A 16,510-nucleotide genomic window follows, 5' to 3' on the forward strand; every position below is an offset into this window, starting at 1 on the left:
AGCTAAAAACACTACAAACACTTAACAATATATTAAATTGTATACATGGAAAGAATTTTTTTAGTTTCAATAGTCAACCTATTGTGATATACTAGAAGAGTTGTCTAATCTCGCACATCCAGAAATTCGGGTGTTTCTGTAATGGAAATACAACTGGGTGGAGGTTTAACCCGAATAGGAGTTCAAAAAATATGCCAGTAGTTTCATTGGCTCAAATGATGGAGTCAGGGGTACATTTCGGGCATCAAACCCGACGTTGGAACCCAAAAATGTCTCCGTACATTTATACTTCCCGCAATGGTGTACACATTATCGATTTGGTGCAGACTGCCCAGTTGATGGATAATGCGTATAACTATATGCGATCGCAGTCTGAGCAAGGTAAAAAATTCCTCTTCGTTGGGACTAAGCGCCAAGCCGCAGGAATTATCGCCCAAGAAGCAGCTCGTTGTGGCTCTCACTACATTAACCAACGTTGGTTGGGTGGAATGCTCACCAACTGGGCAACCATCAAAACCAGAGCCGACCGTCTCAAAGATTTAGAACGCCGGGAAGAAAGCGGCGCACTAGATTTACTGCCCAAAAAAGAAGCTTCGATGTTGCGTCGAGAGATGACGAAGCTACAAAAATATCTGGGTGGTATTAAGAATATGCGGAAAGTCCCCGATGTGGTAGTGATTGTAGACCAACGGCGGGAATATAACGCAGTTCAAGAATGCCAAAAACTGGGACTGCCAATTGTGTCTATGTTAGATACAAACTGTGATCCAGATGTAGTAGATATCCCCATTCCAGCTAACGATGATGCCATCAGATCAATTAAGTTGATCGTCGGCAAATTGGCAGATGCGATTTATGAAGGTCGTGGCGGGACCCTCGAAGGTGAAGACGATTACGAAGACTACGACGGTTCTGAGTATGATGATGACTATGACGAAGGCGAATATGCTGACGCGTCTGGTGCTGACTCCACATCTGAGGAAGAAGCATAAGCATAAGCATAATTAAGTAGCTGAATCATTGAGTATGGAGACTAAAAAGCTCACGCTCCATACTTCATCGCTTTTTCTTCACCAGCCCTGAGTAAGATAGAAATACTCAACACCCGTGAGCGATTACAACTCAAGGTCAAGTTAGGAATTGAGGCAACATGGCGGAAATATCTGCAAAACTCGTCCAAGAGCTACGCCAAAAAACTGGTGCAGGCATGATGGACTGCAAAAAAGCGCTGAAAGAAAATGACGGCGACATCGAAAAAGGTATAGAGTGGCTACGACAAAAGGGGATTGCTTCAGCAGGTAAGAAAAGCGATCGCATTGCGGCAGAAGGTCTAGTAGACACCTATATTCAACCCAGTGGTCGAATTGGTGTACTAATAGAAGTCAACTGCCAAACCGATTTTGTTGCCCGTAACGAAGCTTTTAAAGCTCTAGTTAAAAATCTAGCCCAGCAAGCAGCGACTGTTGATAGTGTTGAATCTTTGTTGGCGCAACCCTATATTGAAGAAACCAGCGTAACTGTAGACCAGTTCATCAAGCAAACCATTGCCCAGCTAGGTGAAAATATCCAGGTACGTCGCTTTGTCAATTTTGCACTTCCAGAAGGCAAACAAGGTGTTGTAGACAGCTACATTCACACTGGTGGTCGAGTTGGTGTTTTAGTTGAACTGAATGCTCAAACTGAGTCAGCCGCTCAGAATGAAGAGTTTCAAACATTGGCCAAAAATGCGGCGATGCAAGTTGCAGCTTGTCCCAATGTTGAGTATGTCAGCGTAGACGAAATCCCAGCCGAATTTGCCCAGAAAGAAACAGAAATTGAAATGGGGCGAGATGATTTGGGTAACAAACCACAAAACATCAAAGAAAAGATTGTTCAGGGACGGATTGAAAAACGCCTGAAAGAATTGACTTTGTTGGATCAGCCTTTCATTCGTGATCAAAGCATTTCTGTGGAAGATTTGGTAAAACAAGTTAAAGCTAAAGTCGGCGAAGATATCAAAGTTAATCGCTTTGTTCGCTATATCCTGGGTGAAGGCATTGAAAAGCAAGAAAGTAATTTTGCTGAAGAAGTTGCTGCACAAATGGGTAGCAAATAACTTTAGTTAGAAGTCAGGAGTTGCCTTTGTAACTCAGCACTTGTATAATCACAGGTCAGTCATAATTAACTGGCCTGTGTTTTATTAATTAGGAGTGCCGAACATCACTCAGGGCTACGGTATAGGCAGGTGATTGGATTGAGATTTGTGAGTGAATATTGTGGTAGGCAGAAAGAAGTTAGGAACCACAGATAAACACAGATAAATCAAATAATAGGTACGCTTGTACCATAATAAAGTATGGCTGATGCCACGCTAGACGATTAAATGGGCAATTAATAAGAGAAGATATGGCGAGAGCAATTGAGCTAATTGAACGGGATATTGCAGCATTGCAAGAAGCGATCCGCGCGATCGCGGCAGAACTCCACAATGCTTATGCCAATTATTTAACCACCTTGGGACAAGCCTTGCGGAAACAGCTAATTCTAGCAAGTTACCATCTATGCACCCAAGGATATCCCGAAAACTTTCTCAAGTTATCCCTAAATCAGCGCCAAAAATTACAACAAGCTATCCGCAATTTGGGACAAGAAACCTCTGAGTTATTACTTTCTTACCTCCAGACTCAGGAAGATGAGGACGATGAAGCAGATGAGGACGATGAAGCAGATGAGGACAATGAAGCAGATGAGGACAATGAAGCAGATGAGAGCGATGGGGGATTTAATATAGATGAGGTAGTAACATATATGTTGTCTGAATCATCGGCTTTGCCCCAAATAAGTTCAACCCTGAAAAGTTTTAACCCTGATTCCAGCAACCCGATAGAACTAGCAAAATGGCAACAAAACCTGGAAGAATTAATCCAGCAGGAGCTAAAAAAAGTTTCTCATGACGCGAATCTTTTATTACAAAGAGCCAATATTTTATCCAGAAAATTACCAGAACCAATTTTAGAAGCGGCGGCGGCTGTTTCAGAAGCATCTGCCGAGGTGATGCCAGGTCCACCCAACCTCTTAAACTTGGTAGTGGAAATTGAAAATGAGCCAGGTTCAAAAAAGTCCAGACTAACAAAGGTTATGGCGATAAACCTCAGATTAGCAGAAATTGAATTTGCCGACACAAAACTTTCATCTAACCGCAGGCAAATTCGCCATATCTTAGTTCAACTAAAAAAGATAGGGCGAGATTATCAAAACAAGCAGCGCGAACGTTCAGTTTCTGAAGCTGAGTCTGCATGGCGTGCGAGTTGGTATGAATAGAGTGCTGAGTGCTGAGTGGGTAGGGGCGGATTTAAGCAGTGAGTCTGTGGTTCCTCGACATCCTTAGTAAACCCGCCTGTACAGGAGTGTTGAGTAGGTGAAATATTCCAATAACCAATGACTAATGACCAATGACCAATGACAAACCAGATTGGGTAAGATTGCAAAAAGCCTTGGCCATAGAAGCAGATAGAGGCTTTATCGACTTGATGGGTAGACAATACCGCTTCAGTGAATTTCTCTGCCTGACCTTTGGGAAATTCCCCACAGATTTGTCCCCATTAGAACGTAGTCGTTGGCAAGAACTAGCGGCAAAATTTGCAAACTACCCCCATCTGGACGCGTCAGAAAGACAGCATCTGATAGCTGAAACTCGCAGGTATCTGTACCAACTACAGCAAGAACCAAAAGCAAGTAGCACAGAGCAACAACAGATATATCAACGCCAAAAATCTCAGCCGAAATCGCCCATTGTGGCAGAAGTGAGTCGGAGATTAGCCCCAAACATTGACCAAAAACTCAGCGATTTGCCAGAAATCGGCCCTCGTCAGGCGGATAAATTAGCGGCGCTGAATTTGTATACTGTGCGCGATTTGCTTTTCTACTATCCCCGTGATCATATTGATTATGCACGTCAGGTAAATATCCGGGAATTGCAAGGGGGTGAAACGGTAACAATTATTGCGAATGTGAAACGTTGTAACTGTTTTACTAGCCCTAAAAATAAGAAATTATCGATTTTAGAATTAATCCTCAAAGATAATACAGGTGAAATTAAAATTACTCGCTTTTCTGCGGGGGCGCGTTTTACTAGTCGTGGTTGGCAAGAAAGTTTAAAACGCCGTTACCCAGTGGGCAGTATTTTGGCGGCTTGTGGGTTGGTAAAAGAAAGTAGATATGGTTTGACTCTGGATAATCCTGAGCTTGAGGTGTTAGCACATCCAGGAGATACTATTGATTCTTTAACTATTGGTCGAGTTGTGCCAATTTATGCTTTAACTGAGGGCGTAATGGCAACTATGGTGAGACAGGCAATCACGGCGGCTTTACCAGCTACGGTTCACCTCAAAGATCCTTTGCCTAAAGGGTTAAGGACAAAATATAATTTGATGGAATTGAAGGATGCGATCGCTAACATCCATTTTCCCGATGACAGCGTGACTCTGCAAGCTGCTCGTCGTCGCCTAGTATTTGATGAATTCTTTTACCTGCAACTGGGCTTATTACAACGTCAGCACCAAGCCCGCCAAATCCAAACCAGTGCTATTCTTGCCCCCAAAGGTCAGCTAGTCGAAAAATTCTCCGAAATTCTGCCTTTTCAACTCACCGGCGCACAGCAACGAGTCCTCAACGATATTCTCAACGACTTAGAAAAATCCACCCCAATGAATCGGCTCATTCAAGGTGATGTCGGTTCGGGTAAAACTGTGGTGGCTGTAATTGCGATCCTCGCTGCCATTCAATCTGGCTATCAAGCGGCGTTAATGGCTCCCACGGAAGTCTTAGCAGAACAGCATTATCGCAAGTTAGTCAGTTGGTTTAACCTGTTGCATTTACCCGTAGAATTACTGACAGGTTCTACCAAAGTTGCCAAACGGCGAGAAATTCACTCTCAGCTAGTCACAGGTGAATTACCTTTATTAGTGGGAACTCATGCCTTAATTCAAGATACAGTTAACTTTAACCAATTGGGATTAGTGGTAATTGATGAACAACATCGTTTTGGTGTGAAACAGCGAGCGTTGTTACAACAAAAAGGCGACCAACCCCACGTCTTAACTATGACTGCCACCCCCATTCCTCGGACGTTAGCATTAACAATACACGGGGATATGAATGTTAGCCAGATTGATGAGTTACCACCAGGAAGGCAAAAAATTCAGACCACTATGTTAACAGGGCAAAAACGCGCCGAAGCTTACGACTTAATGCGCCGAGAAATTGCCCAAGGAAGGCAAGTGTATATAGTTTTACCTCTAGTGGAAGAATCAGAAAAATTGGATTTGCGATCAGCCGTAGAGGAGCATCAGAAGTTACAAGAAAGTATTTTCCCTGACTTTCAAGTGGGGTTATTACATGGTCGGATGAGTTCCGCAGAGAAGGACGACGCGATTACCAAATTCCGCGACAATCAAACGCAAATTTTGGTTTCTACTACGGTTGTAGAAGTAGGTGTGGATGTTCCCAATGCCACTGTAATGCTCATCGAAAATGCTGAAAGATTTGGCTTGTCACAACTGCATCAATTACGAGGGCGTGTTGGTCGTGGTGCGGCTCAATCTTACTGTTTATTGATGAGTAATTCTAAGAGTACTGATGCTCAGGAAAGGCTGAAAGTATTAGAACAATCCCAGGATGGCTTTTTTATATCGGAAATGGATATGCGCTTTCGTGGACCTGGGGAAGTGCTGGGAACTCGTCAATCTGGTGTAGCAGATTTTACCTTAGTAAGTTTGGTGGATGATGAGGAAATTTTACTCTTAGCCAGACAAGTTGCAGAGAAGGTGATTGAGATGGACGCAACTTTGGAACGTTGGTTGTTGATGAAAGCTGAGTTGAAATATCGCTATGAACGGTTAATGGGTGGAGCGATTTTGACTTAATTCATACTCAGAAACAAAAATGTTACACTTGTAGTCAGCTTGCCAGTAAGTTTGAACAAATACATCTAAACTATGTCATAAAGTATTAAATTCCTCAGACCCTTGCTGATAATTTCGGTCTGATACTTCGTTTTGCTATGGTTAACGCCAGTATGCGGCTTGTAGAAACCAAAATTCTGTAAAGCCCTGCTGGTATCGCGCGGTATTTAGCTTGTATAAACCCAGTTGCTTTCGGGCTTCGATAGATCAACAGTTTATTACCAGGTTATAAATTGCTTTGTATCCAAATATACAATATATCAAGGGAGGAAAATGCATTTATTTTATAAGCTTAAATTTACTCCTTCTCAGCTAGTAAGTGTGACAGTACTGCTGACATTACTATTATTTATTCCTCAAGTTTGGCTCAACTGGCAGGCATATTACAACTTTAATAGTATAAATAAACAGGAATTTAAACTCCAAAAGCTCAGTGATAAAATTACTTATCTTGATGAAGTATTAACGATGTCTGCCCGGATGAATGCAGCTACAGGTAATGTTATGTGGGAAAAACGATATCGCCAATTTGAACCAAAACTTGATCTGGTGATTCAAGAGTCTATGAAACTGGCTCCTGAAAGTTATGAAGATGAAAATTCCCAAAAGATTGATGTGGCTAATCAGCAGTTAGTAGCAATGGAATATAAATCTTTTGATTTAGTTAATAGTAATCAGAAAGAAGCCGCACAGATACTATTATCCAGCCGCAAATACGAAACTCAGAAACAAATTTATGCTGATGGTGTTGCTCAAAGGAACAGAAATATTTCACTTGCTTTGCAAAAAAAAGTTGCTGCATATCGCCAAAGAATGATTTGGGCTATTTTTGTTTCGACTATCAGTTTAATAGTACTTATTCCAGCGTGGCTTTTAGTATTAAGTTTATTGAAAGAATACTTAAAAGCTAAAAAAAATGCTCAAGCTGCCTTAGAAGAAACTAATTCTATGTTAGAAATGCAAGTTGCGGCCAGAACGGAAAAATTAAAACAGCAAAATATTCAATTACAACAAACACTGGAATTTTTGCAACAAACTCAAGTCCAACTGATTCAAACTGAAAAAATGTCTTCACTTGGTCAGTTAGTCGCTGGGGTTGCTCATGAAATTAATAATCCTGTTAATTTTATTTATGGTAACTTGATACACGTTAAAGAATACATTCAAAAATTATTACTTTTGATTGATAGATGCCAGAAAGAATATGCAAATTATAACCCAGAAATAAATCTTTTAATTGAAAAAATAGATTTAGATTTTATTATTGAAGATTTGCCAAAAATATTAAACTCAATGACTATTGGCACTGAACGTATCCGTGAAATTGTTTTAAGTTTACGGAACTTTTCGCGTCTTGATGAAGCAGAAATGAAACCTGTTAATATACACGAAGGGATTGATAGTACGCTGTTAATTTTGCAAGATAACCTTAAAGGTCAGAAAAAACAACAGGAAATTGTAGTTATTAAAAAATATGGAGATTTGCCTCTTGTTGAATGTTATGCAGGAGGATTAAATCAGGTATTTATGAATATTTTTGTTAACGCTATTGATGCTTTACGCCAACAGGAAATTAATGCTAGTCAAGATATGAAAGAACACTCCAGTTCAATTACTATTCATACTCAACTAGCAAATTCAGAGAACGTAATTATTAGTATTAAAGATAATGGAACAGGAATAAGAGAAAAATTTAAAAATAAATTGTTTGAACCGTTCTTTACTACTAAGCCTGTGGGTAAAGGTACTGGTTTAGGTTTATCTATTAGTTACCAAATTATTGTAGAGAAGCATAGGGGAAAAATCGAGTGTGTTTCTGAATCTGGAAAGGGAACCGAATTTTTAATTGAGATTCCTCTTAAGCATACAGCAAATATATAGCAAAATAGAGTATAAAGCCAGAATTTTTGAGACTTTTGCTAAAATATATCAGAAAATGTAATATATAATACACTTAACTATTAATTATCAGCGATCGCTTACGTCACCACCAGCAAAATGAATGTGGGGATCGCTTGCTCTATTCTTCACAGTTTGTTACAAAAGTATAAAGAACTTCTAGAGATCCAAAACTTCATGTTCGGCGGACTTACTGGTTTCAAAGATTCTCAAGGCACAGATTGGGGAGAGCGAATGCTAAACACAGTCGCCAGCCAAACGATTCGCCACTTGTTTACCCAAAGCAAGTCAGTAGAAGTATTTGTGCGCTGCTATCCCTCCAGCAAACTGTTACAAGGCAGCATTGATAGCTTTAAAATGAGCGGCACTGGCTTGGTGATTCGTAAAGATTTTTTGGTTGAGGAAATGTCCTTTGAAACCGATGCGGTCGCTATTGACTTCGGGGCGGTTCTGAGTGGTAAGCTCAACCTCAAGCAGCCTACCCAAGCGATCGCTAACGTCATCTTATCAGAAGCGGGCATTAACCAAGCCTTCAATGCCAAACTGGTGACACAGCACCTGGTTAACCTCACCCTCCCTTCCTTGACAGCAATCTCTGGGGGTCAACCGGTTTCCTTTACCGATATTCAAGTAGAACTTTTAGCAGAAAACCATCTGCGGATTTTAGCTAAAGCTGATTTAAATAATGGCGAACTCATACCACTAAGCATGGTGATGAGTGTGGCTGTGGAACGGCGGCGGCGGATTTCTTTTAAAAAACCACAAATTGAGCTTGACTCAATACCAGAAGCACAAAGGGAAATTTCCCAAACATTGAGTATGGCACTGGCGGAAATTTTAGATAATATGGTTGATTTGGATCGCTTTGACCTTGATGGTGTGAAATTGCGGTTGAATCGTTTAGAAACTGAAGGTAAAAATTTAATTTTTAATGGTTATGCGGAAATAGAACGTATTCCTAGTAACGCTTAAATCAGTTATCAGTGAACAAGGTGTCAGGTGGGAGATTTATACAGCCAACAGTTAACAGTTATGTCTCTTAATTGATAACTGGATATAGTGAGGGACTGAGAACCAATTATTTCTTTTGACTCCTAACTGTCAACTGTTAACTGTTAATTGATAACTATTATCTTCCCACACCGACATATTGGAAACCAGCGCGAACCATAGCTTCAGGGTCGAGGAAGTTCCGACCATCGATCATCACGGGATGGGTCATTAATTTTGCCATTTTAGTATAGTCTAGACTGCTAAACTGCTGCCATTCGGTGACTAATACCAAAGCGTCGCAACCATCAGCCAGCCTTTCTGCATCGGTTTCCACTAACACGCCAGTTAGACCATGACGTAAACCTGTTTGAGAAACAATGGGGTCGTAAGCTTTGACTTTAGCTCCTAGTCGGTTTAATTGCTCAATCAAGTTGAGTGCTGGCGCATCCCGCATATCATCGGTATCTGGTTTGAAGGTTAAACCGAGAAGTCCCACAGTTTTACCTTTAAGAATCTTGAGAACTTGCTGAAGTTTTTCTAAAGCAATCAGCCGTTGGCGTTCGTTGACACTGACAGCAGCTTTCATAATCTGAGCTTCATAGCCATAGTCATCAGCAGTGTGAATCAGTGCAGAGACATCTTTCGGGAAGCAGGAACCACCCCAACCAATCCCAGCATTTAAAAACTTGTTACCAATGCGGGAATCTAAACCAATGCCTTTTGCTACTTGGGTAACGTCAGCACCGACGCGATCGCAAATATTCGCAACTTCGTTAATAAAGCTGATTTTGGTGGCTAAAAAGGCATTAGCAGCATATTTGATCATCTCTGCTGAACTCAGGTCTGTAGATAATACAGGCACTGGTGGTAAAGTTTGATCAGCCGCATACTGACGTTCGACAATGGGCGTATACAGTTCTTTCATTAAAGCGATCGCTCTAGGACTATTCCCCCCTAAAACGATTCGATCAGGGTTAAAGGTGTCATACACCGCCGAACCTTCACGCAGAAACTCTGGATTGCTGACTACATCAAATTGGGCTAAATCTTCAGGTGATTTTTCCTCACTGGGTACTCCACCTGCGGGGACTAGTGTTTTTTGACGTTCTGCAATCCCATCTAAAACAATCATGCGTACCCAGTCGCCAGAACCAATGGGGACTGTAGATTTATTCACAATTACCTTATAACCACCGTTAAGATTTTCGCCAATCCCACGAGCTACAGCTTCCACATAACGAGTATCACTTTCGCCAGTCGGTAAAGGTGGTGTTCCCACAGCAATAAATAAAACTTCCCCGTGGGCAACTCCGGCAGCTATATCTGTAGTAAAGTGGATTTTTTCTGTTTTAATGGCAGACTGCATAATTTCTGAAAGTCCCGGCTCAAAAATTGGGGACTGTCCAGATTTCATTAACTTAACTTTTTCTTCATTATTATCTACGCAAATGACATCATGCCCGATATGAGCCAAACAAGCACCTGTTACTAAACCAACATATCCAGTCCCAATTACGCAAACACGCATTTCGTTTAACTCCTCGCTTTCTTTAGGGTTAGTCTTGAAAAAATTGTCAAACATGACACTTGCATCTACTGGATAAACCAGTAACTTAGGTACAGGCTACTGATAGGATGAGCCTGCACAAAGATTTAAAGCGGCGTTGAGCGTTGCTCTCTAAATACTAGGTATCGCTTTCCATCCGCTTGCGGAAATCGTCTACTGTGAGTTTTAAGCCTTCTTGTAGCGGAATAGTAGGTTCCCAATTTAACAAGGTTTTAGCTTTGGTAATATCCGGTTGACGACGACGCGGATCGTCAGAAGGTAGTGGCTCAAACTTGATTTGAGCATCCGGGTTCACCATATTTTGTACAGCTTGTGCCAATTCTAGAATCGTGTATTCCCCAGGATTACCCAAATTCACGGGGCCAACATAGTCGCCATTCATCAGGCGAATAAACCCATCTACTAAGTCAGAAACGTAACAGAAACTCCGAGTTTGTGAACCATCCCCATATACAGTTAAAGGATTTCCCTGTAAGGCTTGAACTATGAAGTTGCTCACTACCCGACCATCGTTTTCTAACATTCTCGGTCCGTAGGTGTTAAAAATCCGCGCCACCCTAATTTCGACTTTATTTTGTCTGTAGTAATCAAAAGCCAAAGTTTCTGCAATGCGTTTGCCTTCGTCGTAACATGAACGGATACCGATAGGATTAACGCTACCCCGATACTCTTCTGGTTGGGGATGAACTTCAGGATCACCATAAACTTCGCTGGTTGAGGCCAAAAAGAACTTAGCCTTAACGCGTTTAGCTAGTCCCAACATATTCATTGTCCCCATCACGTTAGTTTTAACGGTTTTAACTGGGTTGTACTGGTAATGTACAGGAGAAGCTGGACAGGCTAGATGATAAATTTGATCCACTTCTAAGCGGATTGGTTCTGTGATGTCATGGCGAATCAGTTCAAAATTTGGATTATTCATCCATTTGAAGATGTTGCGTTTATGACCTGTGTAAAAGTTGTCTAAGCAAATTACCTCATGTCCTGCGGGTATTAATCTATCAATGAGATGGGAACCAATAAACCCAGCACCGCCTGTAATTAAAATTCTCATAATTTCCGAGTTATCTTATAAGTATTTCTAGCTTTTTTCTAACTTATTGTTAGAGTACCCAGTTTGGTTACAAAAATCTAGAACAAACAGGGCTAATGGTAAAGAAACATTTTAATGCAGTATATAGGTAATTTTGTGCAGTTCAAACTCAATTTTTAGACAATTCATTTAGCAAGTTACCAAACATTCTTTGAAGATTGTCTGGTTTCGTGGAATAATTCATCAAATCTTTATTCACATAAAGTTTCATCTGCTACAAAATAGAGACGTTGGGATAAACGTCTCTACAAGGGTTTTGGTAAACACTTATTTCCATTCAGTTGCGGCAAAAGCCTGTGAAGTGGGAAACTTCTGGGAGTAAAATTTTCGTTTGAGTTTGTTGTGGTTCTCCGAGCATAATCATGGAGCAAGTAAGTTGCCCAGCTAACTGAGTGGTGACATCGCTAACGGCTAACCCACCAGGATTTGGAACATTTGGTATAAAAGGCAACACTACTAAATCATACAATCTTGCTGCCTGTAAAATTGCCTGGGCAGCATTTTCATGAGTGATGATTTGAATTTCTGGGGGATGAGGTACAGCTAAGTCAGACATTAACAGAGCCAGGTGTGATTGCACTTCGCGCAGTGCTGGAGGCGGAGAACTAGTGCGGCCATGTTTATGGCAACGTCGAGCTTCACTCAAGCACACATGAAGTACAGTTACTTGGGCTTGATTAGCCTCAGCCAGCATCTGGGCAAATTGGACAGGTTGTAATGATGATGTTGTTAAATTTTCTAAGGGTACTAAGATGCGTTGTATTTTTTTGGGTGAGTCCATCAGACGTGTCACCGCCACTGGACAATGAGATGTCCACAGTACACTATCAATTACGTTACCAAATAAACGCGCTCTTAACCCAGTACGTTTACCCCAACCCATGATAATTAAATTCGCCTGTTGTTCTCGAGCTGCTCTACTAATACCTAGAGCAAAATCATGATCAATTCTGAGTAAAGGTTCTGCTTCTACTCCCAATAATCGACTTTGGGCAGTGGCTTTTGCCAGTAACCGTTCACTGCGACGCAGAGAAGTTTCTAACTGTGGTGCATCCATCTGAGCCGCAGCAGTGGCGATCGCTAACGGCACAATTTTTCCTTTGGCTTGACTTGCTAATAATGCCGCCATTTCCAGCAAATACTGCTGAGTGTGAGGATTATAGACAGGTACAACTATCTTGAAAGGGCTGTGTTTTTCTTCTGGCTTCTGCTCAAATAAACTTGGTACAGGTGTTTTTGGAACGACTGTAGAAACCAAAGCAACGGCTGTTTGACTGGTAATCCCTAGCCCTAAAATTGAAGTGACGAGCATTAAAATCACGACACTGTTTAATACTGTTTCTGGCAGTAACCCAGCCCGATAGCCCACTAAAGTTGCTACTAAAGTCGTACCCATTTGAGGTAATGATAGCGACCACATACTCAGCATTTCTGCCCAGTTGTAGCGATAAAGCAGTTTTGTGAATAAAGCTGCTATGAATTTGCTGGTAATTAACCCAACTAAAAGCAAAAGGGATAATCGCAGGGTGTCAATGCTGCTCATCAAATTAGACAGATTAATCATTGAACCAAAATTAACCAAGAAAATGGGAATAAATAGGACAGTGCCAATCCATACCACCTTTTCTTTAACTGGCCCTTCACCCATAGTTTCATTGACTGCCAAACCTGCCAAAAATGCTCCCACAACTCTTTCTACCCCAATTAATTGCGCGCCTACCGCAGCCAGAAATACGGTAAACAACACAAACAGAAACTTATTGCCCTCATCGTCTCCAAATCGGCGGAAAAATTCTTTGCCAGCCCTATCAAATCCCACTAAAATGATCATGGTGTAAACAGTCAACCAAATCAACAGGGGAACTAATTGAGCCAAGCTAAATGGGCCAGTATCACTAGTAGCTACACAAACAGCTAATACCAGCACAGCGCTAAGATTAGTAAAAATGGTAGCTCCCATTGTGATAGTCACAGCTTCATTAGTTAGCACCCCCAAATGACTGATTATGGGATATGCCAACAGGGTATAGGAAGACAACAAAGAGCCAATTAAAATAGAAGCATTCCATTCCAAATGAAAAAACTGCCCGACTAAGGTTCCCATGACTAGAGGGAAACTAAAGCTGAGGATACCGAATCCCCAGGCTCTTTTTTGATAACGGTGGAAATGCTTGATTTCTACTTCTAAACCTGCGACAAACATCAAGTAGAATAAGCCTATGTCTGATAACAGGCTAATTATCGGTAATTCTGTGTGAAAGAGATTCCAGCCTGAAGGCCCTATTACTATGCCAGAAAATACTAAGCCGATTAAACTTGGTAGTCTCAGCCGTTCAAACAGGATGGGAATAATTAAGATGACCGCCAGCAAAACAGCAAAGGTCACAATTGGTTCGTCACCGAGAACTTGAGAAATTGGTTCGGTGAGCAGAACTTGTGGTATGAGTTGCATTATATTGGACTTTAAGGGGCGACGGTAAAATTGTGATTACCCAGAAAAAAATCGACTACAAAATCATTCATGAATGTAAAAGTCACCCTGACTAGAACTTAATAATCTTTACTTACAATACCTAAGTAATTGTCTCAGAATGAACTACCTAGGGATGGATTTGACTTAAAATAAACCTTAAGCGATCATAATCGTCTTTTAACAAAACGCTCAGAGTCCGTCCTGCCTTGATCAGCCATTGTCGATCAGCTTTGCGTAACTGGTAAATATGACGGATAGCAGCTGCTGTTAATGCCTCTACTGGCGCACCAGTTACAGAAAGCAATATCCGCAAAAAATCTACTTCCTCAGTGAATTTAATTATGGCTTCTGGTTCACAGCGATAAACAGCTTGATGAATTTGCGGAGGACGGGGTGGTAGATACTGATATATCCCTTGGTTATCGCCTAGAGTCCGGGACGAATTTTCAAACCCCACAATGACCGCCCGAAATTCAGTTTTGAGCATGGCAAAAATTTGGGGTTGTTCCTCGCGTAAATCTTGCAATGACAACCCCAGCGCCACAGCCCGATGTACCGAATCTATGGGCATGGTGGTAGCATGATATAGCACAGCATAAATTTGATTGCCTGACTCTTCATCCGCAGCACAAACCCAACTACCGAAAGCAGGCATGGGAGGAAAACTTAAGTCTTCTGGTTCCAAACACTGTGAGACAAATTCGGTAGAAGTCGTTTCGATCACCTCCGCAATGTGATTGGGGTGGCGATCGCCTGTGGCAAACTGTGGTAAAGGTAGGCGCATGAAAGTGCTGAGTGAAGAAAGTGCTGAGTGCTGAGTGCTGAGTGCTGAGTGCTGAGTGCTGAGTGCTGAGAGAAGAAAGTGCTGAGTAATTAGTCACCAGTTTTTAACTAATGACTAATGACTAATGACTAATAACTATTAATTTACTTTCCTTTTCTGCCGGCTGTCAGTTCAACAGCTTCTAATTCTGATAGGCGAAAGGTAATTAATTTGTCCCAGTTGCCACCTTCAAATAGTACAGCTACCTTGCCATCACTGATACGTTGTACAAGTCCTTCGTAGCGGTAATAGGTGTCTGCGGGATTCTTGACGCGAACTGTTGATCCAGGCAGAATCATGATGTTTACCCTCGCTGGTTTACTTTAATAGCTTAATACTTATTACTAGTCTCTGGTCAAGAGTGTATAGTTCCTAAGCCTGTTAATGAAGAGGCAGAGGGGCAGGGTGCAGAAGTGTAGAGTTGTTTACTCCCTTGCCTCTTCGAGAGAACTATGGATAAAGCCAGGATGCGGTTGTTTCTGCTTCTTCGCTGGTCTTATCTTCCACCAGGCGTGCGTCCGCCTTCATCGTTGCTGCCACCACGGGGACTAGATTTACCTGGATCGCAACCTTCAGAGCCATTGCCAATGCCTTGATTACAATTTTGGCGCGGTTGGGTGTTACCTCTGGGGACATTGAAGGCTTCTTCACCGACAATTTGCTGCTGTACTTGATTCACAGCATAGTTAGAAGATATATCTGCTACTTCACCAGTGCTGACTAATGCTCTATAGATCAAAGCACTGACTTCGGCTCTTGTTGCTACTTTATCAGGATTTAGGGTTTGGACATTGGGATAATTGACGATTACACCCTGTTCTGTAAGTGAGGCGATCGCACTACGAACATCAGTACTAATACTAGCAGCATCGGTGTAAGTTGCTAAGATTGCTTCTGTAGAACTACTAGAAGTATAGTTTAGTCCTCGTGCTAATGCCAGCAAAATCTCTAGACGAGAGAGGCTTTGAGTAGGGTTAAATGTACTGCCGAAATTTCCTAAAAAGCCAGTTGCATAAGCTTCACGGATAGCACTGTAAGCCCAATAGCTGTTGGAAACATCGTTGAAATTAATGGGATTACGAACTCTTGTCATTTGGAAAGCTTGACTTAGCATTGCTGCAAATTGGGCGCGAGTTACCTGTTCGTCCGGACGGAAACTACCATCAGGAAAACCTTGGAGAACTTCTATGGCCGTTAACTCACCAATGAAATTTTTCGCCCAATGGTTGGTAGCAACATCAGTAAACTTAGTCCGAATAGTGCTAGATACACCTATTTCCCGATAATTCATCATCATTTGGCTGACATCGTAGATAGAACTACTGTCATCACTGACTGCAATTAGTTGTACCAACTGACCTGGGGTAGCTTTTAAAACTGGGGGTAAGGTGGAACCAAAAGCGCTAAATGACTGACTGAGTAAGGCGAATTCACCTGTGCGGAAAGAAGCTGGAACAATGCTAGTTGCAGCAACTTGTGATAAACCTTCTACTTGGAACTGACTAGTGTTTATCGTTCTAGAACTATTCAGGAAGCTAACACGTTGATTATTAACTTGAGTAAAGTAATCGTAAGTTGTAGCACTTGTGTTCATCATGCCAGTCTCCTGAGACTCAACACCATAAACAGTGCGGACTACTTGAGTTTGGGTAGGGTTTTCTGGTAGAATCAGGTTAACTACGGTGTGTTCTTGCAAACATTCAAATTCGCTGTAGCCAAG

General features: G+C 41.6%; 12 protein-coding genes. 6 read left to right on the forward strand and 6 right to left on the reverse strand.

Annotated features, from left to right (window positions below):
* Positions 1–191: 191 nt before the first annotated feature.
* The 6 genes from rpsB (at position 192) to VB654_RS16590 (ending at position 8,813) form a co-directional block, all read left to right on the forward strand.
* Positions 192–992, forward strand: a complete 801-nt coding sequence (rpsB, locus tag VB654_RS16565) for a 30S ribosomal protein S2 (protein ID WP_323214889.1) — start codon at positions 192–194, stop codon at positions 990–992.
* A gap of 158 nt (positions 993–1,150) precedes the next feature.
* Positions 1,151–2,095, forward strand: a complete 945-nt coding sequence (gene tsf / locus VB654_RS16570) for a translation elongation factor Ts (RefSeq protein WP_323214891.1) — start codon at positions 1,151–1,153, stop codon at positions 2,093–2,095.
* 290 nt (positions 2,096–2,385) lie between these two features.
* Entirely contained in the window at positions 2,386–3,300 is a 915-nt protein-coding gene (locus VB654_RS16575; RefSeq protein ID WP_323214892.1) for a hypothetical protein, read from the forward strand.
* A 131-nt stretch (positions 3,301–3,431) separates the two neighbouring features.
* Complete coding sequence (gene recG / locus VB654_RS16580; protein ID WP_323214893.1) at positions 3,432–5,903, forward strand: ATP-dependent DNA helicase RecG; 2,472 nt, start codon at positions 3,432–3,434, stop codon at positions 5,901–5,903.
* Between the two features lie 312 nt (positions 5,904–6,215).
* The gene (locus tag VB654_RS16585) at positions 6,216–7,823 is read left to right on the forward strand and encodes a sensor histidine kinase (protein WP_323214895.1); all 1,608 of its coding nucleotides are present in this window, start codon (positions 6,216–6,218) and stop codon (positions 7,821–7,823) included.
* A gap of 195 nt (positions 7,824–8,018) precedes the next feature.
* On the forward strand, positions 8,019–8,813 hold the full coding sequence (locus VB654_RS16590) for a DUF2993 domain-containing protein (RefSeq protein WP_323214934.1): 795 nt from the start codon (positions 8,019–8,021) through the stop codon (positions 8,811–8,813).
* 157 nt (positions 8,814–8,970) lie between these two features.
* Here the strand turns inward: VB654_RS16590 and VB654_RS16595 are convergent, their stop codons facing one another.
* The 6 genes from VB654_RS16595 to VB654_RS16620 all read right to left on the reverse strand — a co-directional run.
* Positions 8,971–10,362, reverse strand: a complete 1,392-nt coding sequence (locus VB654_RS16595) for a UDP-glucose/GDP-mannose dehydrogenase family protein (protein ID WP_323214897.1) — start codon at positions 10,360–10,362, stop codon at positions 8,971–8,973.
* Between the two features lie 157 nt (positions 10,363–10,519).
* The gene (locus VB654_RS16600; RefSeq protein WP_323214898.1) at positions 10,520–11,455 is read right to left on the reverse strand and encodes a UDP-glucuronic acid decarboxylase family protein; all 936 of its coding nucleotides are present in this window, start codon (positions 11,453–11,455) and stop codon (positions 10,520–10,522) included.
* 316 nt (positions 11,456–11,771) lie between these two features.
* Positions 11,772–13,946 carry a cation:proton antiporter gene (locus VB654_RS16605; RefSeq protein WP_323214899.1) on the reverse strand — a complete coding sequence of 725 codons (2,175 nt, stop codon included), beginning with the start codon at positions 13,944–13,946 and terminating at the stop codon, positions 11,772–11,774.
* A 148-nt stretch (positions 13,947–14,094) separates the two neighbouring features.
* A complete protein-coding gene (locus tag VB654_RS16610) occupies positions 14,095–14,751 on the reverse strand; it encodes an HAS-barrel domain-containing protein (protein ID WP_323214900.1) in 657 nt (218 codons plus the stop codon).
* A gap of 143 nt (positions 14,752–14,894) precedes the next feature.
* A complete protein-coding gene (locus VB654_RS16615) occupies positions 14,895–15,089 on the reverse strand; it encodes an NAD(P)H dehydrogenase subunit NdhS (protein ID WP_239727489.1) in 195 nt (64 codons plus the stop codon).
* 197 nt (positions 15,090–15,286) lie between these two features.
* Positions 15,287–16,510 (reverse strand): S-layer homology domain-containing protein (locus tag VB654_RS16620; RefSeq protein WP_323214902.1); only part of this gene is annotated, 1,224 nt, incomplete at its 5' end.

Source organism: Nodularia sp. UHCC 0506 (assembly GCF_034931045.1).
In the GTDB taxonomy this organism is placed as follows: Bacteria; Cyanobacteriota; Cyanobacteriia; order Cyanobacteriales; family Nostocaceae; genus Nodularia.

Coding starts and splice junctions, on each gene's coding strand:
- VB654_RS16595 (WP_323214897.1), bottom strand. CDS start 10,362: ATGCGTGTTTGCGTAATTGGGACTGGATATGTTGGTTTAGTAACAGGT.
- VB654_RS16600 (WP_323214898.1), bottom strand. CDS start 11,455: ATGAGAATTTTAATTACAGGCGGTGCTGGGTTTATTGGTTCCCATCTC.
- recG (WP_323214893.1), top strand. CDS start 3,432: ATGACCAATGACAAACCAGATTGGGTAAGATTGCAAAAAGCCTTGGCC.
- tsf (WP_323214891.1), top strand. CDS start 1,151: ATGGCGGAAATATCTGCAAAACTCGTCCAAGAGCTACGCCAAAAAACT.
- rpsB (WP_323214889.1), top strand. CDS start 192: ATGCCAGTAGTTTCATTGGCTCAAATGATGGAGTCAGGGGTACATTTC.
- VB654_RS16575 (WP_323214892.1), top strand. CDS start 2,386: ATGGCGAGAGCAATTGAGCTAATTGAACGGGATATTGCAGCATTGCAA.
- VB654_RS16615 (WP_239727489.1), bottom strand. CDS start 15,089: ATGATTCTGCCTGGATCAACAGTTCGCGTCAAGAATCCCGCAGACACC.
- VB654_RS16590 (WP_323214934.1), top strand. CDS start 8,019: ATGTTCGGCGGACTTACTGGTTTCAAAGATTCTCAAGGCACAGATTGG.
- VB654_RS16585 (WP_323214895.1), top strand. CDS start 6,216: ATGCATTTATTTTATAAGCTTAAATTTACTCCTTCTCAGCTAGTAAGT.
- VB654_RS16610 (WP_323214900.1), bottom strand. CDS start 14,751: ATGCGCCTACCTTTACCACAGTTTGCCACAGGCGATCGCCACCCCAAT.
- VB654_RS16605 (WP_323214899.1), bottom strand. CDS start 13,946: ATGCAACTCATACCACAAGTTCTGCTCACCGAACCAATTTCTCAAGTT.